This is a genomic window from Brevundimonas naejangsanensis DSM 23858, from assembly GCF_000421705.1.
Lineage (GTDB): Bacteria > Pseudomonadota > Alphaproteobacteria > Caulobacterales > Caulobacteraceae > Brevundimonas > Brevundimonas naejangsanensis.
Genome location: NZ_ATXN01000002.1, coordinates 498,984 through 518,256, shown reverse-complemented (window position 1 = coordinate 518,256; position 19,273 = coordinate 498,984). Strand labels below are relative to the sequence as shown.

Genomic DNA, 19,273 nt, shown 5'->3' with positions numbered 1-19,273 from the left:
ATGACGCCTTCGCGGCGTTGCACAATCGGCTTTCAACCTATATTTTGTGCGGTTCTCCCTGCCGCCAGAGGATTTTCATGGCCCGCGTCACTGTCGAAGACTGCATCGAAAAGGTGCCGAACCGCTTTGGTCTGGTTCTGATGGCCGGCCACCGCGCCCGCAACATCGCCAACGGCGCCCCGCTGACGCTGGATCGCGACAACGACAAGAACCCGGTCGTCGCCCTGCGCGAACTGGCCGACGAGACCGTCGTGCCGGAAGAACTGCGCGAGAACATCATCACCACCCTGCAGCGCGTCGATGAGCGCACCGAGGCCGAGGACGAAGCCGAAGTCGTGGCCCTGCTGGCCGAGCCGCAGCACATGAACATGGCCGAAGCCGAACTGATCCGCGCGCTGCAGAGCGACCGGGACGGGGGCCAGGAGGAGCGCTACTGACGACCGATCCGGTCACCAAGGTAGCTCGACGGGCGGCGCGGTCTCAAACAGACTCGCCGATGGACCCCGCCGCGAATCTGCAGGACAAGACATCGGCGTCGTCTCTTCCCGAGGCGGCGCCGAAGTCGTCTGAAGGCCCTGCATTGTCTGATACCAAGCGCGCACCGATCATGCGCCAGTTCGAACTGATCGAGGCGGTCAAGGCCTATGACCCGACCGCCGATGAGGCGCTGCTGAACCGCGCCTATGTCTATGCGATGAAGATGCACGGCTCGCAGCTGCGGGCCTCGGGCGATCCCTATTTCGCCCATCCGATCCAGGTCGCGGGCATTCTGACGGACTATCGGCTGGACACGGCGACCATCGTCACGGCCCTGCTGCACGACGTGGTCGAGGACACCTCGGCCACCCGCGACGACATTGCGGACATGTTCGGCGAGGAGATCGCCGTCTTGGTCGAGGGCGTGACCAAGCTGTCGCGGCTGGAGCTTCAGGCCGAGCATACGCGCCAGGCCGAGAACCTGCGCAAATTCATCCTGGCCATTTCGCGCGACGTGCGGGTGCTGCTGGTCAAGCTGGCCGACCGGCTGCACAACATGCGCACTCTTCACTTCGTTAAGCCGGAGAAGCGCGAGCGCATCAGCCGCGAGACGCTGGAAGTCTACGCCCCGCTGGGCCGGTCGATCGGCATCCACTCCATCGCCGCCGAGCTGGAAGAACTGGCGTTCGAGCATCTGAACGCCACGGCCCGCGTCGCCATCCAGCGTCGTCTGGAAGCCCTGAAGCTCGAGAACGGCAGCGCCATCGAGGCCGTCTCGCCCGAGATCGAGCGCGTCCTGGCCGAAGCCGGGGTGCAGGCGCGGGTCAAGGGGCGGGAGAAGACGCCCTATTCCATCTGGCGCAAGCTGCAGCGCAAGACGGTCGGCTTTTCGTCCCTGTCGGACATCTACGGCTTCCGCGTCATCGTGGAGAGCGAGGACGACTGTTACCGCGCCCTGGGCGTCATCCACCGCGCCTGGCCGATGGTGCCGGAACGGTTCAAGGACTTCATCTCGACGCCCAAGTCGAACAACTACCGCTCGCTGCACACCACGGTGGTCGGGCCGGGCGGCCTGCGCATCGAGATGCAGATCCGCACCGAGGCGATGGACCGGGTGGCCGAGGACGGGGTGGCGGCGCACTGGCGCTACAAGAATCAGTCCTATGGCTTCGACCGCGAGGCGATGGAGGCCGATGGCGGCCGCGACCCCCTGCTGAACCTGCGCCATCTGGTTCAGGTGATCGAGCACGGAGAGGGTGGCGAAGACTGGGTCGAGCACGCCAAGCTCGAAATGTACCTGGACCAGGTCTTCGTCTTCACGCCGAAGGGGACGCTGATCACCCTGCCGCGCGGGGGGATGCCGCTGGACTTCGCCTATGCCGTCCACACCGAGGTCGGCGACACGGCCGTCGGGGTCAAGATCAACGGCGAGCTGAAGCCCATGCGCACCGCGCTTCAGAACGGCGACGTGGTCGAGATCATTCGCGGGACCAAACGCGAGATTCCGACCGACTGGCGCAGCCTGACGGTCACGGGCCGCGCCCGCTCGGCCATCCGCCGCCACATTCGTACTTCCGAACGCGAAGAGTTCGTGCGTCTGGGCAAGGCGACGCTGGAACAGACGCTGGAGCGGGCGGGCAAGTCGCTGGGCGAGGTCAAGCTGACCGAGGTGCTGAAGACCTTCGCCATGCCGTCCGAAGAAGACATGTTCGACGCCATCGGCCGAGGGCGGCTGACGGCGACGCGGGTGGCCGAGACCCTGTTCCCGGCGCTGAAGGGGCAGTTGAAAGCCGGGCCGGAGCGCAAGCGCATCGGCGAGGAATCGCCGCGTCTGTTCGTGCGCGGCGGCGGGCTGACGCCCGGCGTCAGCATCCATTTCGGTCAGTGTTGTTCGCCGGTGCCGGGCGACCGCATCGTGGGCATTCTTGAGCCGGACAAGGGGCTGACGGTCCACACCATCGACTGCCAGAGCCTTGCGGAGTTCGCCGACGACGATTCCGTCTGGCAGGACCTGCAATGGACGCCGCAGGCCGAGCGCAGCGCGGTCGGGTCGGTCAAGCTGCACGCCACCCTGACCAATGCGCGCGGCGTGCTGGGGCAGGTGGCCTCCATCATCGGCGAGGCGGGCGGCAACATCCTGAACCTGTCGATGGCCCATCGTCAGCACGACTTCTATGACGTCGATATCGACGTGGAGGTCGAGGACGCCCGCCACGCCACCATGATCATTGCGGCGCTGAGGGCCAATCCTTACGTCGATACGGTCGATCGCGCGCGCGGCTGAGCCGCGCCGACGCCATCCATTTTCTCAAAGGTCGAAATGTCTCCCGAACAACAAAGACTCGCCAACGAAGCCCAGGTGGCCTCGCCCTCCTATCGTCTGGCCGCCCTGGATCAGGACTTCCTGCTGGGCGAATCGATGCGCGGCGTGCGTTTCCTGATGGAATATGAAAAGGCCGAGCAGGCGCTGAAGGCCTGGGGCGTGCGCTCGACCATCGTCGTCTTCGGCAGCGCCCGCGTGGGCGTCAATGGCGACGGCCGCCACGCCTATTGGTACGAACAGGCTCGTCAGTTCGGCCGCATCGCCTCTGAACGCGGCGGCGCCTTCAGGGGCGAACCGGGCGAGGTGCGCGACAACGTCATCGCCACGGGCGGCGGGCCGGGCATCATGCAGGCTGCCAACCAGGGCGCGCACGAGGCGGGGGCGCCGTCGATCGGCTTCAACGTCACCCTGCCGCACGAACAGTTCCCGAACCCCTGGTCGACGCCGGAGCTGACGTTCCAGTTCCACTACTTCGCCATGCGCAAGATGCACCTGGCCATGCGGGCCAATGCGCTGGTGGTCTTCCCTGGCGGTTTCGGCACCCTGGACGAGCTGTTTGAAATCCTGACCCTGCGCCAGACGGACAAAGCGCCGCCGATCCCCATCATCCTGTTCGACGAGGCCTACTGGCGCTCGGTCGTCAACTTCGACGCCCTGATCGAGCACGGCATGGTCAAGGCCTCGGACATGGATCTGTTCGCCTTCGCCGACGACGCCGAGACGGTGTGGGCCAAGCTGCTGGAAGGCGGTCTGAAGCCCGGCCACGAGATCAAATAGGGCGCGGGTTGAGGGCGGCCGTCTCAGGGTCTAAGGACGGCGTTCATGAACACTGAAGACGTCCTCAACGAATTCCGCGACGCCGGCGCCCTGCGCGAAGGCCATTTCGTCCTCTCGTCCGGCCTGCACAGCCCGGTCTTCCTGCAGAAGAACCTGGTCTTCATGGACGGCGCCCGCTGCGAGCGCCTGTGCAAGGCGTTGGCGGAAAAGATCGTTGCCACGGTCGGCCCGGTCGATGCGGCGATCTCGCCCGCCGTCGGCGGCATCATCCCCGGCTATGAGACAGCCAAGCACCTGAACGTCCGCTCCATGTACGTCGAGCGCGAGGGCGGCGAATTCAAACTGCGTCGCGGCTTCTCGGTCGAGCCGGGCGAGAAGATCGTCATGGTCGAGGACATCGTCACCACGGGGCTTTCTTCGCGCGAATGCATCGCCGCGATCCAGAAGGCGGGCGGCCATGTCGTCGCCGCCGCCTGCATCGTCGATCGCTCGGGCGGCAAGGTCGATGTGGGCGTGCCCCTGATCGCCCTCGCCTCGATGGAGGTCCCGGCCTATCCAGCCGACGCCCTGCCGCCGGAACTGGCCGCCCTGCCGGTCGAGGATCCGGGCAGCCGCCGATTGTCCAAGTAGAGAAGAGAGAACGGGATGAAGCGTCAGCGGGTTCGCCTGGGCGTCAATATCGACCACGTCGCCACGGTTCGTAACGCGCGCGGCGGCGCTCATCCCGATCCGGCCCGCGCGGCCGAGGCGGCGCTGGCGGCCGGAGCCGACGGCATCACCGCCCATCTGCGCGAGGATCGCCGTCACATCACCGACGCCGACATCGACGTGCTGACGGCCCTGTGCCGCCGCGCGGACAAGCCGCTGAACTTCGAGATGGCGGTGACGGAAGAGATGCTGGCCATCGCCCTGCGCCACACGCCGCACGCCGCCTGTCTGGTGCCCGAACGCCGCGAGGAGGTCACGACCGAGGGCGGTCTGGCTGTGGCCGGTCATGAGGCCCGCATCGCCCCGGTGGTGAAGGCCCTGTCGGACGCCGAAATCCGCGTCAGCCTGTTCATCGAGCCGTCCGAGGACCAGGTCGAGGCCGCGGCCGCCGTCGGCGCCCAGGTAGTCGAATTCCACACCGGCCGCTATTGCCTGCTGGGCGATCCGGCCGAGCGTGAAGCCGAGTTCGAGCGTATCGCCGCCGCCGCCGCCCAGGCCGATATTCTGGGGCTGGAGGTCCATGCGGGCCACGGTCTGAACTACGCCACGGCGGGGTCGATCCTGGCCATTCCCGAGATCGTTGAACTGAACATCGGCCACTTCCTGATCGGGGAGGCGGTCTTCGTCGGGTTGGACGCCGCCATCCGCCGGATGCGGGCGGCGATGGACGAGGCCACGCTCGGGGCCGGGTCGTGATTATCGGCGTCGGCGCCGATCTGTCGGACATCCGGCGCATTCAGGCGTCGCTGGACCGTTTCGGCGACCGTTTCAAACAGCGGGTCTTCACCGAGCTGGAGCGGACCCGTTCGGACCGGAAGGCCGACCCGGCGTGGAGCTACGCCAAGCGGTTCGCCGCCAAGGAAGCCTGCGCCAAGGCGCTGGGCACCGGGATGCGCTCCGACGTCTACTGGCGCGACATGGGGGTAGTGAACCTGCCGTCTGGGCAGCCGACCCTGGCCCTGACCGGCCACGCGGCCGAACATCTGGCCCGCCTGACGCCGCCGGGTCATGAGGCGCGCATCCACCTGACCCTCAGCGACGAACATCCCTATGCGCTCGCCTTCGTGGTGATCGAGGCCCTGCCCAGGGCCTGACGCCGCCGCGAAGGTTGCGGTTCCTTCATCATCCAAAGTCTTGCTCGCGGCGATTTCAGAGACTACGCCTCGACCTTCAAACCCCGCGTTCGGCGGGGGATTCGAGCAGACGATGAGCGACGACCCCAAGGCGAACGGCGCAGCGGCCGATCCAGCCCTCGATCCGGCAGACCAACGGCCGATCTGGAGCGACGACGGCGACGCGCCTTTCGACATGGGGGATGACCCCGAGGCGCTCGACAGCGAGACCCCGATCTATGCGCCCCGGCGCTCCAGGAAGGCCAAGCGAGTGAAGAAAGAAAAGTCCGCGAACAACGAAACGGTCGAGATCATCAAGACCGTTGTTTTCGCCCTGCTGATCGCGCTGGTGCTGCGGGTGCTGCTGTTCCAGCCCTTCACCATCCCCTCGGCCTCGATGGAGCCGAACCTGTACGAGGGCGACTACATCGTCGTGTCGAAGTGGTCGTACGGCTATTCCAAGCACTCGATCCCGTTCAGCCCGCCGGTGTTCAACGGCCGCATCCTGGGGCGCGAGCCTGCGCGCGGCGACATCGCCGTGTTCAAGCTGCCGCGCGACAACAAGACCGACTACATCAAGCGCGTGATCGGCCTGCCGGGCGACAAGGTGCAGATGATCGCCAACAAGCTCTACATCAACGGCGCGCCGGTTCAGGACGTGGTGGTCACCCGCGCCGAGATGGCGGACATGTTCGGCCCGCGCGCCGTGACCCAGGTGCGCGAGACCCTGCCGGGCGGCAAGAGCTTCATGACCCAGGACTTCGGCCCCGGCAACGAACTGGACGACACGCCCCTGTATGAGGTTCCGGCCGGCCACTACTTCATGATGGGCGACAACCGCGACAACTCCATCGACAGCCGTGTCGAGATGTCCTCGGGCGTGGGCATGGTTCCGGCCGAGAATCTGGTCGGCAAGGCCGAGATCATCATGTTCTCGTGGACGCCGGGCGCCTCGCTGTTCAACCCGGTCAGCTGGTTCGCCAATGTGCGCTTCAGCCGGTTCTTCAAGATCCTCGACTGATGGCGGGCGGACGCACGAATGTGCGCGCCGAGGCCGTGGCGGCCCTGCGTCGCCGTATGGGGCATGACTTCAAGGACGCCTCCCTGCTGGAGCATGCCCTGACGCACTCCAGCGTAGGCGAGGGCGCCGGGCCGCAGGTTCCGGCCGACAATGAGCGGCTGGAGTTCCTGGGCGACCGGGTGCTGGGCCTGCTGGTCGCGGACCGTCTGGTGCGCGACTTCCCGGCGGCGGACGAGGGGCAGCTTTCGGCCCGCCTGCACGCCCTGGTGGACAAGAGCGCCTGCGCCCGCGTGGGCGAGGCGCTGGGCGTGGGCGACGCCCTGCGCCTGTCGCCCGGCGAGACCAAGACCGGCGGCCGCAGAAAGGCCGGAGTCATCGCCGATGCTGTTGAGGCGATCCTGGCGGCTGTCTATCGCGACGGCGGCCTGATCGCGGCTCAGGCCGTGTTCGAGCGCGCCTGGGCCGAAGAACTGGCGGCGCCCCCGGCGCCGGCCATCACCAATCCCAAGTCCGCCCTGCAGGAATGGGCGCAGGGCCAGGGCCGCCCGCTGCCGACCTATGCGGTGGTCCAGCGCACCGGCTCGGACCACGCGCCGACCTTTACGGTCGAGGCGACGGTGACAGGATATGAACCCGCCCGAGCTCAAGGGCGTTCGCGACAGGAGGCGGAAAAGGCCGCAGCCATCGCTCTTTTGAAACGTGAAGGCGTGATTTGACCGAAACTCCCGAAACCACCGAGATCAGCAACCAGCACGCGGGTTTCGCCGCCATCATCGGCGCGCCCAATGCAGGCAAGTCGACGCTGGTGAACCGGTTGACGGGCTCCAAGGTCTCCATCGTCACCCAGAAGGTGCAGACCACGCGCTTTCCCGTGCGCGGCATCGCCATCAAGGGCGACGCCCAGATCGTGCTGGTGGACACGCCCGGCATCTTCACGCCGCGCCGCCGTCTGGATCGCGCCATGGTCGCCTCGGCCTGGGGCGGCGCGCAGGACGCCGATGTCGTCGTCCACCTGATCGACGCCCAGTCGCATATCGACGCCGAGGGCCGTGAAGGCACGCCTGCCGACCGTCGCTCGGCTGAGGACACGGAGACCATCATCGCCAACCTGCAGGCGACGGACACCAAGGTCATTCTGGCGCTGAACAAGATCGACGGGATGCGCCGGGACACCCTGCTGGCCCTGTCGCAGCGCCTGTTCGAGACGGGCGTCTATTCCGAGGTCTTCATGATCTCGGCGCTGAGCGGCGACGGTGTGGACGATCTGATGACGCGGTTGGCGATGGCCATGCCGGAAGGCCCGTGGCTGTACCCCGAAGACCAGTCGGCGGACGTGCCCCTGCGCGTTCTGGCCGCCGAGATCACGCGCGAGAAGGTCTATCTGCGCGTGCACGAAGAACTGCCCTATTCGGCGGCGGTCGAGACGACCAGCTTCGAGGACCGCGCCGACGGCTCGGCCCGCATCGAACAGACCATCTATGTCGAGCGTGAAAGCCAGCGCCCGATCGTTCTGGGCAAGGGAGGCCAGACCCTGAAATGGATCGGCCAGAAGGCGCGTGAAGAGCTGATCGAGATCCTGGATCGGCCCGTTCACCTGTTTTTGACCGTCAAGGTCGATCCCAAATGGCAAGACTCAAAGGCATTGTACGCCCAGTTCGGCCTGGAGTTTGACGTCTAGTCTCGTGTTCATCGTTCCCAAGACCGCGGGCGGCAGGCCCTGGTTTCTCGGCTCGCTCGTCGCCGCCGGCCTGATATCGGCCGGGGCGGGCGCGTGGTTCCTCAACGCTGTCGCGCCGGAGACCCAGGCGGCGGTCGTCAACCAGCCGGCTACGCCGAAGCGCCCGCCGGTCGAAGTGGTCGAGGCCCTGCCGCAGTTGAAGGAACGGCTGGATCACCTGGCTGCGACCAAACAGTTCACCGGCGCCGTCCTGGTGGCCAAAGGCGATCAGGTCTTGTTCCGCCAGGTCTACGGCAAGGCGAATTATGAGCAGGACACGCCGTTCGCACTGGACACCCGATTCCGCCTGGCCTCGGTGTCCAAGCAGTTCACGGCCGTCGCTGTCCTGAAGCTTCAGGACGAGGGCAAGCTGTCGGTTGACGATCCCGTCTGCAAGTGGATCGAGCCGTGCCCCGCCGCATGGGCGCCGCTGCGCATCCATCACCTGCTGTCGCACACCTCGGGCATCCCGGACCTGATGGCTCAGGCCGAATGGGGGCGCATCCGCGTCACCCGTCGCACGCCGCAGGAACTGACCGAGACCTCGGCCCGCTATGGCCTGCAGTTCGAGCCGGGAACCAAAATCCGCTACAATAACGCCGCCTTCAACCTGGCCGCCGTGATCGTGGCCAAGGCCAGCGGCATGGCGTTCGAAGACTATATGGAGCAGTCCATCCTCAGGCCGCTGGGCATGAAGGACACCGGCTCGGACGTGAACGACGACGCTCAGGGACTGGCTATGGGCTACGGCCTGTTTCCGGCCGGGCTGACGCCGCAGCCGATCGCCAACGTCAGCATCGTGGCGGGGGCAGGGGCGCTTTACTCGACGCTGGATGACATGCTGGCCTGGAACCGTGGCCTGCATCATGGCCATGTGCTGAGCCAAAAGGCCTATGCCGACCTGATCGCCGACCATGCGCCGGACGATATGCCGGAGCGGCGCGGCCCGCACCGCGCCTATGGCTATGGCCTCTATGTCAGCGCTCTGGGCGAGCGGACTTCGGCGCCGTTCAGCGACCGCCAGATCTATCACACCGGCAGTTGGGCGGGTTTCCGCAACCTGGTGTCCTATCAGCCGGATCAGGAGGTGACGGTGGTGGTGCTGTCGAACAACTACCACCTGCGCGACCTGGTGCTTTTGCTCAATCAGCAGGCCATGGCCGAGGCTCTCGGCCGCCCGGTCCCGGCCGCGCTGGCGCGCTAGGGCGACGAAGGCCGATCAGGCCTTCATCGACCCCGTTTCGATGTAGCGCTGGTGCCAGGACAGCGCCTCGGTCAGCAGGTGCGGCGACTGCAGGCCGTATGACCCTTCCAGCGCGCGGTCGTAATAGTCCTTCAGTGCGTCGCGATAGTCGGGGTGGGCGCAGTTGGCGATGATGACCCGCGCGCGCTGCTTGGGCGACAGGCCGCGCAGGTCGGCCAGACCCTGTTCCGTGACGATGACCTGCACGTCCTGGGTGATGTGGTCGACGTGGCTGGCCATGGGGACGATGGCCGAGATCTTGCCGCCCTTGGCCGTCGACGGCGTGACGAAGCAGGAGATGTAGGCGTTGCGCGCAAAGTCGCCCGAGCCGCCGATACCGTTCTGGATGCGCGAGCCCATGACGTGGGTCGAGTTGACGTTGCCGTAGATGTCGGCCTCGATCAGGCCGTTCATGGCGATGCAGCCCAGACGGCGGATGATCTCCGGGTGGTTCGAGATTTCCTGCGGACGCAGGATGATCTTGCCGCGGAACTGCTCCATGCGGCTGTTCAGATCGGCGGCGGCCTCGGGGCTGAGCGAGAAGGCGGTGGCTGAGGCGACGGTCAGCTTGCCACTGTCCAGCAGGTCCAGCATCCCGTCCTGCAGCACCTCCGTATAAGCGGTCAGGTTCTCGAACGGACTGTCCGCCAGGCCCGCCAGCACGGCGTTGGCGACATTGCCGACGCCCGATTGCAGCGGCAGCAGATGGGCGGGCAGGCGGCCCAGCTTCACCTCGTGCTGCAGGAACTCGATCAGATGCCCGGCGATGGCCGTGGCGCTGGCGTCCGGCGCGGCGAAGGGCAGGTTGCGGTCGGGGCTGTCGGTCTCGACGATGGCGGCGATCTTGGACGGATCGACGCGGAAGACCGTCTCGCCGATCAGGTCGGTCGGCCTGGTCAGCGGGATCGGCACGCGCGCGGGCGGCAGGGCGGTGCCGTAGTAGATGTCATGCATCCCCTCCAGCGCCGCGTTCTGCCAGCTGTTGACCTCCAGGATGATGCGGTCAGCGCGATCCAGCCAGGTCTTGTTGTTGCCGATGGACGACGAGGGGATCAGCGCCCCGTCCTCACGGATGCCCGAGACTTCGACCACCGCCGTCTCCAGCGGGCCGAGGAAACCCTGCCAGGCCACCGGCGCCACCTGCGACAGATGCATGTCAAGGTATTCCATCTCGCCTTTGTTGATCTTCTCGCGGGCGATGGGGTCGGAGTTGTAGGGCAGGCGGAACTCGATGCCGTCGGCCTTGGCCAGGGCGCCGTCCAGTTCCGGGCCGGTCGAGGCGCCGGTCCAGACCTTCAGCCGGAACGGATTGCCCGCCGCGTGCTCGGCCTCGATCCGCTCGGCCAGGGCCATCGGCACGACCTTGGGATAGCCCGAGCCGGTGAAGCCGCTCATACCCACGGTCGAGTTCGCCGGGATCAGGGCGGCGGCGTCCTGGGCGGACATGATCTTCGACTTGAGGGCGGCGTTACGGACGCGGGACATCGCAAACCTGACGACTGGAGCCGGGAAGGGCTCGGAAAACGTAGCGGACATAGGCGCCGCATCACCCTGATTCCAATACGGCTTTGGTCGTAACAGTCTGTGATCACAAAGGCGTTAGCAGGCCGGGACAGATCAGGGATGCGACAAGGCGCGCCGTGCTTCCCCCGCTGACGGAACAGGACTAGAACAAAGCCATGATCACCGCCGCCCTGATGATGCTTCAACTGTCCGCCGCGTCCGCAGAGACTGCGCCTGTCGAGCAGACGCTGGACGCCATGCATGCCGCAGCCTCGGTCGCGGACGGCGAGGCCTATTTCGCGACCTTCACGCCGGACGCTCGCTTCATCGGCACCGACGCGGGCGAGCGGTGGAGCCTGCCGGAGTTCCGCGCCTACGCCACGCCCTACTTCTCGCAAGGGCGCGGATGGACCTATCGGCCGACAGCACGGACCGTGACCATCGCCCCCATCGACTGCCGCTGCGTCGCCTGGTTCGATGAGGTGCTGGATAATGACGCCTATGGGACCACGCGCGGTTCGGGCGTGCTGCGCCTGACTGACGACGGCTGGAAGATCGAGCAGTATGTCCTCAGCTTCGCCGTGCCGAACGACCGGGCGCGCGCCGTCGTCGACGCCATCAAGGCCGACTGATGGAGGTTCAGGACGACGCCTTCGTGCTGTCGGCGCGGGCGCATGGCGATACGGGCGCTGTGGTCGATCTGCTGACCGAGCGGCACGGCCGCCGCGCCGCCTATGTCGCGGGCGGGGCGTCGCGCCGGATGCGGCCCTTCCTTCAGCCCGGCGCGCGGGTCGTGGCTGATCTGCGGTCGAGGACTTCGGATCAGTTGGGCTCGGCGCGGCTGGAGCCGGTGGGCGAAGGCCCGGCCGCCCTGTTCGACGACCCGCTGGCCCTGACCGGGCTGAGCGCCGCGGCAGCGGTGGCGCAGGGCGCCCTGCCGGAGCGGGAGCCGCACCCCGGCGCCTTCTACGCCTTCGAGGCGCTGATGGGGGCCTTCGCCGTGCCGGAGGTCTGGCCCGCCATCTTCGTGCGGTTCGAGGCCGGGTTGCTGGAGGATCTGGGGTTTGGTCTCGACCTGTCGCGTTGCGCCTCGACGGGGTCGATGGACGATCTGGTCTGGGTCAGCCCCCGCACCGGCCGCGCCGTCAGCCGGGAGGCGGGCGCGCCCTATGCCGACAAACTGCTGACGCTGCCGCCCTTCATGCTGGGCGCGCAGGCGGGGCTGGGCGAGGGCGACGTGAAGGCGGGGTTGGAGCTGACGGGACATTTCCTTGAGCAGTTCGTCTTCCACGCCCTGAACCGGCCCCTGCCGCCCGCGCGGGTGTGGATGATCGACAAGCTGGGCGAGTCGGGGCGGCTATAACTGCCCCACGGCCGCTCATCCCGGTGGCAGGTTAGAGGCGGGACAGCCCAGCAATCGCCTCGCGCGTTTCCCTTTCCAGCATCGCGACCAGTTCAGCGGCCGGCAGGGCGCGGCCCAGCGGCGCGGCTTGCCCGGACCAGTGCGGGGCATAGCCGTTGTCGCCCTTGGCCCTGGCCGCCGCGTTCAGCGCCTTGCCGAGATCGTAGGCGTAGGGATAGGCGGCGATCTTCGTCTCATCGGCGCGGCGCATGAAGGCGTTCTCCACTCCGCGCGCCGGGCGGCCCGAGATAGCGGCGCTGACCCGCGTGCGCCCCGCTTCCGGCCCCGCCAGCGCCGAACGATACGCCGCATCGGCCGCCGACTCCGGGCAGGCGGCGAAGGCCGTGCCCATCTGCGTCCCGGCCGCGCCCAGCGCCAGCGCCGCCGCGATCCCTGCGCCGTCCATGATCCCGCCCGCCGCGATGACCGGAACCGGCAGGTCGCGCGCCAGCAGGCGAGTCAGCGGCAGGGTCGCAAAGCGCGGATCGTCGGCCGGGTCGAAGACGCCGCGATGGCCGCCCGCCTCGACTCCTTGGGCGACCACCATGTCGAACCCGGCGGCGACAGCGGCGCGGCCTTCCTCGGGCGTGGTGGCGCTGGCGATCAGGATGCTGCCCGCCGCCTTCAGCGCCGCGATCTGGTCGGCGCGCGGCAGGCCGAAATGGACGCTGACCACGGCGGGCCTTTCCTCGACCAGCACGGCCAGCTTGGCGTCGTCGGTCAGGAAGCTTTGGTAGATGTCGTTGAGCCGTTCGGGCGGCGCCGCGTCGAACTCACTGAAGATCGGGCGCAGGCTGTCGATCCATGCCGCGTCGTGCACCGGATCGGCCGCGATCGGCGTATGGCAGAACAGATTGACGTTGAACGGCCGGTCGGTCAGCGCCTTCGCCGCCCGGATGGCCTTCCGGCTCGCCTCGGCGTCGATGGCGCCCAGGGCGATGGAGCCCAGCGCCCCCGCGTTCGACACGGCGGCCGCCAGTTCGGCGGTCGAGGTTCCCGCCATCGGCGCCTGGATCAGGGGGAAGGACAAGCCGAGGCGATCGGTCAGGGCGGTCTTCATCGGGGCTCCTTCGCGCGTTTCTGCACAGATAGGCGCTGACAATCCCGGCGTCAGGCCCCGGCTGCGCTAGACTTTCCTCGTCCGATCATTGATTCGAAGTCGCATGACCATCCACACCCCGACGCCCGACGGCGGCCGCATCGTCGAAGAACCGATGGGCGAGGCGCTGTCGCGCCGCTATCTGGCCTACGCCCTGTCGACCATCACCAACCGCGCGCTGCCCGACGTGCGCGACGGCTTCAAGCCGGTGCACCGGCGGATCATGTACGCCATGCACCAGATGCGGCTGAACCCGCAGGCGGCCGCGCGTAAATGCGCCAAGGTCGTCGGCGAGGTGATGGGCGGCTATCACCCGCACGGCGACGCCTCCATCTATGAGGCGCTGGTCCGCCTGGCTCAGGACTTCGCCCAGCGCTATCCGCTGGTGGACGGCCAAGGGAATTTCGGCAACATCGACGGCGATAGCGCAGCCGCCATGCGCTACACCGAGTGCAAGCTGACGCCCGCCGCCGTCCTGCTGCTGGACGGCATCGACCAGGACGCGGTCGACTTCCGCCCCACCTATGACGATCAGGACGAAGAGCCGGTGGTCCTGCCGGCGGGCTTCCCCAACCTGCTGGCCAACGGGTCGTCGGGCATCGCCGTGGGCATGGCGACCTCCATCCCGCCGCATAATGTGGGCGAACTGATCGACGCCTGCCAATTGCTGCTGGAGCGGCCGGACGCGACGACGGTCGACCTGATGCAGATCGTGCCGGGACCGGACTTCCCGACCGGCGGCGTCTCGGTGGAAAGCCAGGCGGCGATCCTGGACGCCTATGAGACGGGGCGCGGCGGCGTGCGCCTGCGCGCCAAATGGGTCGAGGAAAAGCTCGATCGCGGCGCCTATCAGATCGTCATCACCGAGATGCCGTACCAGGTGCAGAAGTCGCGCCTGATCGAGGCCCTGGCTGACCTGATCGAGAACAAGAAGGCGCCCCTGCTGGGCGACGTGCGCGACGAGTCTGCGGAGGATATCCGCCTGATCCTCGAACCGAAGAACCGCACCATCGAGCCTGAAATGCTGATGGAAAGCCTGTTCAAGCTGTCCGATCTCGAGGTGCGCTTCCCCATTAATATGAACGTGCTGGACGCCACCGGCACGCCGCGCGTCATGGGGCTGAAAGAATGCCTGCGGGCCTTTCTGGATCACCGCCGTGTAGTGCTGAACCGCCGCAGCCAGTGGCGCATCGCCCGCGTCGAGAAGCGCCTGCACCTGTTGGAAGGCCTTCGCATCGTCTTCCTGAACCTGGACGAAGTCATCCGCATCGTCCGCGAGGAAGAGCAGCCCAGGGCGGCCCTGATCGCGACCTTCGGACTGAGCGAGCTTCAGGCCGACTTCATTCTCGACACCCGCCTGCGTCAGCTGGCCCGTCTCGAAGAAATGACGATCGAGAAGGAATTCAAGGAGCTGTCGGAAGAACTTGCAGCGTTGCAGGCGCTGACGTCTTCCGAGGCGAAACAGTGGAAGGCGATCGGCAAGGAACTGGAGGCCGTGCGCAAGGCGCTGATCTCGCCGCGCCGCACCTTGATCGGCGAGGCGGTCGACGCCTCGGCCTTCGTCGCGCCGGAAGCCTTCATCCCGCGCGAAGCGATCACCGTCATCCTGTCGGATCGCGGCTGGATCCGCGCCGCCAAGGGCAAGGTCGACGATCCCTCCGAGCTGAAGTTCAAGGAAGGCGACAAGCTGGGCTTCCTGATCCCCGCCTTCACGACGGACAAGCTGTTGGTAGGGGCATCGGACGGGCGCATCTTCACCATCGGCGCCGACAAGCTGGCTTCCGGGCGCGGACATGGCGAGCCGTTGCGCCTGATGATCGACCTGGACGAGAAGGCCGACATCATCAACGTCGTGGCGCATGAGCCGGACGCGAAGCTGTTGATTGCCTCCAAGGCGGGCTACGGCTTCGTCGCGCCCGAGAACGACCTTCTGGCCCAGAAGCGCGGCGGCAAGCAGGTGTTGAACGGCGAGATGCTGGTCATGCTGCGCGTGCCCTCGAACCCGCAGGCCGACCACGTCGCCGTCATCGGCGAGAACATCAAGACGCTGGTCTTCCCCCTGGCGGACCTGCCCGAAATGGGCCGTGGCAAGGGCGTGAAGCTGCAGAACTACAAGCAGGGCGGTCTGGCCGATGTGACGGTGTTTAACGCCGAGGCCGGGCCGGAATGGGTCGATGGCGGCGGTCGCCGCCGCAACTGGCCAGACTGGAAGGATTGGCTGGGCAAGCGCGCCGGGGCGGGGCGGCAGGGTCCGCGCGGGCTGAGGAAGTTTCGCTGATCTATCCTTCTCCCTCCCCTTCATGGGGAGGGAGAAGGCGCGCGCGCGTTTGCCTTCCTGTTGCGCGGGGAGAGGGAAGGGTGACGTCGAATTCATTGGGCGCGGCGGGGAAGTCCCCCCATATTCCGTCTGAAACTCTGGAGGAGGCTCAATGATCACCCTGATCATCATCGGCGTCATCGTCGCCATTCTGCTGTTCGTCGTGGTCGGCGCCTATAACCGGCTGGTGAAGCTGGATCAGACCGCCAACCAGTCGTTCGCTGACATCGATGTGCAGCTGAAGCAGCGTCAGGACCTGATCCCCAACCTTGTCGAGACGGTGAAGGGCTACGCCACGCACGAGCGCGGCACGCTGGACGCTGTGACACAGGCGCGCGCCGCCGCCGCGGGCGCTCGCACGGTTGATGAAAAGGTACAGGCGGAGAACATGCTGACGGCGACGCTGGGGCGCCTCTTCGCTGTGTCCGAGGCCTATCCCGACCTGAAGGCCAACACCAACTTCCAGCAGTTGCAGATGGACCTGTCGGACATTGAGAACAAGCTGGCCGCCGCGCGTCGCTTCTTCAACAACGCCGTCAGCGAGTTCAACGCTGTTCGCCGCCAGTTCCCGACCGTCCTGTTCGCCGGGATGTTCGGCTTCGGCGCCGACAAGCCTTTCTTCGACGTGGGCGAGAGCGAGCGCGCCGGCCTGAACGCCGCGCCGCCGACGGTGAAGTTCTAAGCCCCAATGGCGGTTTTCGGTCAGGCCGTCGGCCTCAAGACCCATATCTGGCGGAACAACGCCCGGTCAGCGATCCTGCTGGCCGGGTTCCCGGTGCTGCTGGTCGGTATATTGTTCGGCGTTCAGGTGCTGATGATGGGGTTCGGCTTGCTGCCCAACTCGGGCGGGGATTTGGGGCAGGATTTGGCGCTGGCAGCTTCGATGCTGGGCTGGACCGTGCCCTTCGCCGCCATCGCTGCGGCGACCTGGTTCGTCATCGCCTATTTCGGCAACCAGATGATGATCGACGTCATGACGGGCGCGCGAAAGGTCGAGCGTCGGGTCGAGCCGGAACTCTATAACCTGCTGGAGAATCTGGCGATCTCGCGCGGGATGAAGACGCCCGCCCTGCGCATCATCGAGAGCCCGTCGCTGAACGCCTATGCGTCGGGCCTGCATGAGGGCAACTACAGCGTCACCGTCACGCGCGGCCTGATGCAGACCCTGAGCCGGGATGAGATGGAGTGCGTCCTGGCGCACGAACTGACGCACGTCATCAACAAGGACGTGCGGACCATGGTGATCGCCTCGATCTTTGCCGGCATCATCAGCGTGATCGCCGAACTGGTGTTCCGCAGCCTGTTCTACATGCGCGGCGGCCGCGGGCGGGACAACAAGAACGCCATGCCGCTGATCCTGATCGGTCTGGCCATCGGGGTGATCGGCTTTGGGCTGGCCGCCGTCATCCGCATGACGCTGTCACGGACGCGCGAATATGTGGCCGACGCCGGGGCGGTGGAACTGACCAAGAACCCGGACGCCATGATCTCGGCGCTGAGAAAGGTGTCGGGCCAGTCGAAGATCGAGGCGCCGGACGAACTGCGCGGCATGTTCCTGGACAACACGACCGAGAAGACGGGTTTTTCGGGCCTGTTCGCGACGCACCCGCCGATTGAGAAACGCATCGCGGCGCTGGTGCAGTTCGCTGGCGGCCGTGATGATGGCCCCTGGGGCGGGGTGTCCCAAGCCACGGGCACGGCGGTGCCGACGACGTAATTCCTTCTCTCCTTGTGGGAGAAGGGCCTTACAGCCGCTCCCAGCCCCAGGGGCGCAGAGCCTCCAGCGGGCGGAACTCGGCCTTGTAGTCCATCTTCGGCGAACCCTGGACCCAGTAGCCGAGGTAGACATAGGGCAGTTCCACCGTCTCGGCCTGTTGCAGGTGGTCCAGGATAGCGAAGCGGCCCAGACTGCGGCGCTCCATATCCGGGTCGAAGAAGCTGTAGACCATGGACAGCCCGTCATGCAGCAGGTCGGTCAGGCAGACGCCGACCAGACGGCCGGGCCCGTCGTCTTCGCTGGGCAGGCGGTATTCGATCAGATGGGTGCGAACAGCGGTGTCCTCGACCATGGAGACATAGTCGGACCAGCTCATGTCGCTCATCCCGCCGCCGGGGTGGCGGGCGTTCAGATAGCGTTGCAGTAGGTCGAACTGCTCCATCGTCGCCTCGGCCTCGACCAGGTCGCGGGACAGGTCGGCGTTGCGGGCAAGGATGCGGCGGCGTGAACGGGACATCTCAAACTCAGCCACCGGAATCCGCACCGAGACGCAGGCCGCGCAGGCCTCGCATGCCGGGCGATAGGCGATGTTCTGGCTGCGGCGGAACCCGGCCTGGGTCAGGGCGTCGTTGACGTCGGCGCCGTCGCTGAACGGCAGGTTGGCGAAGACCTTCCGCTCGAACTTGCCCGGCAGGTAAGGGCAGGGGGCGCTGGCCGTCATGAAGAAGCGGAGCTGGCGCGAGAAGAAGTGCTGGGTCACGGCTGTCGCTCCGTGACGGTGTCAGCGCCCGCACAGGGGCTGGATGGGTACGCGCGGCTCATGTCCTGATTTGGCGCGCAACCAGCCGTTTTCGCAAGCCTTCTTCGCGCGGCGGGCGTATCGCCGCGCTTCCTCACAGGCTGGTGTCCGTGGGCAGGACCGGCGCCTCGCGCAGCAGGACGATGGCGATGCGGCGGTTGCCCGCCAGCGACGGATCGTCCGGATACAGCGGATCGGACCCCGCCTTGCCCGCGACCGAATAGACCCGGTCGGCGTTCACGCCCGCACCCTGCAGCGTCAGGCGCGAGGCGTCGGCGCGGGCCGAGGACAGGGGCCAGTCGCCGGGGCTGCTGGCGCGGCTGGAGCCGGCGACGGCGCTGGTGTGGCCGGTGATGGAGATGCGGTTGGGCAGTTGGTTGATGACCTTGGCCACGGCGCGCAGCAACAGTTGGGCGCGCGGATTGGGGCGGGCCGAGCCGTTCTCGAACATCGAGCGGCCTTCCTGATCGACCAGCTGGATGCGCAGGCCTTCCGGCGTCTGATCGATGATCAGCTGTTTCGACAGTTCGGCCAGTTCCGGCATGGACTGCATGGCCTGACGCAGGGATTCGGCGGCGCTGGCGAAGTCGGCGGCCTCGCGCCGGGCGATCTCGGCGCGCAGGGCGGCTTCGCTGGCCGAGGCCAGGTTGGAGTTCTGGCCTGCATCCTGGGGGGCGTCGGGCGCGGCCGGGGCCAGTTGTTCGATGACGGCGTTGGAGCCGGCGCCCTTGGCTCCTTCGGAATCGCCCAGCGACGTGCCGCCAAGAATGCCGCCTGAGCCCGAGGTGGAGGCGGATACGCTGGCGGGGGCGAAGTATTCGGCGATGCCGCGTTTCTGTTCCGGGTCGGTTGTGTTGATCAGCCACATCAGCAGGAAGAAGGCCATCATGGCGGTGACGAAGTCGGCATAGGCCACCTTCCACGCGCCGCCGTGGTGTCCGCCGCCGGAAACCTTTTTCACCTTCTTGATCAGGATCGGGCGATCATTCAGCGCCATGGGGCGGGGTCCGTCTTAACCGTGTTCGTTCGCCTTACATCCCATGCGGGGCTTAAGAAGC

Annotated in this window: 19 protein-coding genes; 15 read left to right on the top strand and 4 right to left on the bottom strand. The window is 66.9% G+C overall.

The genetic code is table 11. The annotated features are described in order from the left end of the window. Positions 1 to 77: 77 nt before the first annotated feature. From rpoZ to H556_RS0102670, 10 genes are all read left to right on the top strand, one after another. Positions 78 to 437: a DNA-directed RNA polymerase subunit omega gene (gene rpoZ, locus H556_RS0102715; protein WP_024352982.1), complete on the top strand. Its 360-nt coding sequence runs from the start codon at positions 78 to 80 to the stop codon at positions 435 to 437. A 170-nt stretch (positions 438 to 607) separates the two neighbouring features. Continuing rightward, complete coding sequence (locus H556_RS0102710) at positions 608 to 2,761, top strand: RelA/SpoT family protein (RefSeq protein ID WP_169469179.1); 2,154 nt, start codon at positions 608 to 610, stop codon at positions 2,759 to 2,761. 36 nt (positions 2,762 to 2,797) lie between these two features. Beyond that, the gene (locus H556_RS0102705) at positions 2,798 to 3,577 is read left to right on the top strand and encodes a TIGR00730 family Rossman fold protein (RefSeq protein WP_024352980.1); all 780 of its coding nucleotides are present in this window, start codon (positions 2,798 to 2,800) and stop codon (positions 3,575 to 3,577) included. Positions 3,578 to 3,622: 45 nt separating this feature from the next. Then, positions 3,623 to 4,207 (top strand): orotate phosphoribosyltransferase, encoded by a 585-nt coding sequence (pyrE, locus tag H556_RS0102700; RefSeq protein ID WP_024352979.1) that lies wholly within the window; start codon positions 3,623 to 3,625, stop codon positions 4,205 to 4,207. 15 nt (positions 4,208 to 4,222) lie between these two features. After that, positions 4,223 to 4,981, top strand: a complete 759-nt coding sequence (locus H556_RS0102695) for a pyridoxine 5'-phosphate synthase (RefSeq protein WP_024352978.1) — start codon at positions 4,223 to 4,225, stop codon at positions 4,979 to 4,981. Continuing rightward, positions 4,978 to 5,379 carry a holo-ACP synthase gene (gene acpS, locus H556_RS0102690; protein ID WP_024352977.1) on the top strand — a complete coding sequence of 134 codons (402 nt, stop codon included), beginning with the start codon at positions 4,978 to 4,980 and terminating at the stop codon, positions 5,377 to 5,379. Before H556_RS0102695 ends, acpS begins: the two co-directional genes overlap by 4 nt. 112 nt (positions 5,380 to 5,491) lie before the next feature. Next, positions 5,492 to 6,418, top strand: coding sequence for a signal peptidase I (lepB, locus tag H556_RS0102685; RefSeq protein WP_024352976.1), 927 nt, complete (start codon positions 5,492 to 5,494; stop codon positions 6,416 to 6,418). Further along, on the top strand, positions 6,418 to 7,134 hold the full coding sequence (rnc, locus tag H556_RS0102680) for a ribonuclease III (protein ID WP_024352975.1): 717 nt from the start codon (positions 6,418 to 6,420) through the stop codon (positions 7,132 to 7,134). The genes lepB and rnc overlap by 1 nt, the downstream gene beginning before the upstream one ends. Then, positions 7,131 to 8,096: a GTPase Era gene (gene era, locus H556_RS0102675; protein WP_024352974.1), complete on the top strand. Its 966-nt coding sequence runs from the start codon at positions 7,131 to 7,133 to the stop codon at positions 8,094 to 8,096. The genes rnc and era overlap by 4 nt, the downstream gene beginning before the upstream one ends. 4 nt (positions 8,097 to 8,100) lie before the next feature. After that, on the top strand, positions 8,101 to 9,339 hold the full coding sequence (locus H556_RS0102670) for a serine hydrolase domain-containing protein (protein ID WP_024352973.1): 1,239 nt from the start codon (positions 8,101 to 8,103) through the stop codon (positions 9,337 to 9,339). A gap of 15 nt (positions 9,340 to 9,354) precedes the next feature. Here H556_RS0102670 and H556_RS0102665 read toward each other — a convergent pair whose 3' ends face one another. Then, entirely contained in the window at positions 9,355 to 10,863 is a 1,509-nt protein-coding gene (locus tag H556_RS0102665) for an acetyl-CoA hydrolase/transferase family protein (protein ID WP_024352972.1), read from the bottom strand. A 194-nt stretch (positions 10,864 to 11,057) separates the two neighbouring features. Between H556_RS0102665 and H556_RS0102660 the strand changes: the two genes are divergently transcribed. Beyond that, complete coding sequence (locus tag H556_RS0102660; RefSeq protein ID WP_024352971.1) at positions 11,058 to 11,513, top strand: nuclear transport factor 2 family protein; 456 nt, start codon at positions 11,058 to 11,060, stop codon at positions 11,511 to 11,513. Then, positions 11,513 to 12,244 carry a DNA repair protein RecO gene (gene recO, locus H556_RS0102655; RefSeq protein WP_024352970.1) on the top strand — a complete coding sequence of 244 codons (732 nt, stop codon included), beginning with the start codon at positions 11,513 to 11,515 and terminating at the stop codon, positions 12,242 to 12,244. Before H556_RS0102660 ends, recO begins: the two co-directional genes overlap by 1 nt. Positions 12,245 to 12,275: 31 nt before the next feature. Here the strand turns inward: recO and H556_RS0102650 are convergent, their stop codons facing one another. After that, positions 12,276 to 13,343, bottom strand: a complete 1,068-nt coding sequence (locus H556_RS0102650) for an NAD(P)H-dependent flavin oxidoreductase (RefSeq protein ID WP_024352969.1) — start codon at positions 13,341 to 13,343, stop codon at positions 12,276 to 12,278. A 103-nt stretch (positions 13,344 to 13,446) separates the two neighbouring features. Between H556_RS0102650 and parC the strand changes: the two genes are divergently transcribed. From parC to H556_RS0102635, 3 genes are all read left to right on the top strand, one after another. Further along, on the top strand, positions 13,447 to 15,660 hold the full coding sequence (gene parC, locus H556_RS0102645) for a DNA topoisomerase IV subunit A (RefSeq protein WP_024352968.1): 2,214 nt from the start codon (positions 13,447 to 13,449) through the stop codon (positions 15,658 to 15,660). Between the two features lie 151 nt (positions 15,661 to 15,811). After that, the gene (locus H556_RS0102640) at positions 15,812 to 16,381 is read left to right on the top strand and encodes a LemA family protein (RefSeq protein ID WP_024352967.1); all 570 of its coding nucleotides are present in this window, start codon (positions 15,812 to 15,814) and stop codon (positions 16,379 to 16,381) included. Between the two features lie 6 nt (positions 16,382 to 16,387). Then, positions 16,388 to 17,416, top strand: coding sequence for a M48 family metallopeptidase (locus H556_RS0102635; protein ID WP_024352966.1), 1,029 nt, complete (start codon positions 16,388 to 16,390; stop codon positions 17,414 to 17,416). Between the two features lie 28 nt (positions 17,417 to 17,444). On the opposite strand, the gene H556_RS0102630 is transcribed toward H556_RS0102635, so the two are convergent. Both H556_RS0102630 and H556_RS0102625 read right to left on the bottom strand, forming a co-directional pair. Continuing rightward, positions 17,445 to 18,176 carry an arginyltransferase gene (locus H556_RS0102630; protein ID WP_024352965.1) on the bottom strand — a complete coding sequence of 244 codons (732 nt, stop codon included), beginning with the start codon at positions 18,174 to 18,176 and terminating at the stop codon, positions 17,445 to 17,447. 133 nt (positions 18,177 to 18,309) lie between these two features. Beyond that, on the bottom strand, positions 18,310 to 19,212 hold the full coding sequence (locus tag H556_RS0102625; RefSeq protein ID WP_024352964.1) for a flagellar motor protein MotB: 903 nt from the start codon (positions 19,210 to 19,212) through the stop codon (positions 18,310 to 18,312). Positions 19,213 to 19,273 lie beyond the last annotated feature (61 nt).

Bases quoted from the DNA above. Each gene is read 5' to 3' on its own strand.
- rpoZ (WP_024352982.1), top strand. From the start codon at position 78: ATGGCCCGCGTCACTGTCGAAGACTGCATCGAAAAGGTGCCGAACCGC.
- H556_RS0102710 (WP_169469179.1), top strand. From the start codon at position 608: ATGCGCCAGTTCGAACTGATCGAGGCGGTCAAGGCCTATGACCCGACC.
- H556_RS0102705 (WP_024352980.1), top strand. From the start codon at position 2,798: ATGTCTCCCGAACAACAAAGACTCGCCAACGAAGCCCAGGTGGCCTCG.
- pyrE (WP_024352979.1), top strand. From the start codon at position 3,623: ATGAACACTGAAGACGTCCTCAACGAATTCCGCGACGCCGGCGCCCTG.
- H556_RS0102695 (WP_024352978.1), top strand. From the start codon at position 4,223: ATGAAGCGTCAGCGGGTTCGCCTGGGCGTCAATATCGACCACGTCGCC.
- lepB (WP_024352976.1), top strand. From the start codon at position 5,492: ATGAGCGACGACCCCAAGGCGAACGGCGCAGCGGCCGATCCAGCCCTC.
- rnc (WP_024352975.1), top strand. From the start codon at position 6,418: ATGGCGGGCGGACGCACGAATGTGCGCGCCGAGGCCGTGGCGGCCCTG.
- H556_RS0102665 (WP_024352972.1), bottom strand. From the start codon at position 10,863: ATGTCCCGCGTCCGTAACGCCGCCCTCAAGTCGAAGATCATGTCCGCC.
- H556_RS0102660 (WP_024352971.1), top strand. From the start codon at position 11,058: ATGATCACCGCCGCCCTGATGATGCTTCAACTGTCCGCCGCGTCCGCA.
- recO (WP_024352970.1), top strand. From the start codon at position 11,513: ATGGAGGTTCAGGACGACGCCTTCGTGCTGTCGGCGCGGGCGCATGGC.
- H556_RS0102650 (WP_024352969.1), bottom strand. From the start codon at position 13,343: ATGAAGACCGCCCTGACCGATCGCCTCGGCTTGTCCTTCCCCCTGATC.
- parC (WP_024352968.1), top strand. From the start codon at position 13,447: ATGACCATCCACACCCCGACGCCCGACGGCGGCCGCATCGTCGAAGAA.
- H556_RS0102640 (WP_024352967.1), top strand. From the start codon at position 15,812: ATGATCACCCTGATCATCATCGGCGTCATCGTCGCCATTCTGCTGTTC.
- H556_RS0102635 (WP_024352966.1), top strand. From the start codon at position 16,388: ATGGCGGTTTTCGGTCAGGCCGTCGGCCTCAAGACCCATATCTGGCGG.
- H556_RS0102625 (WP_024352964.1), bottom strand. From the start codon at position 19,212: ATGGCGCTGAATGATCGCCCGATCCTGATCAAGAAGGTGAAAAAGGTT.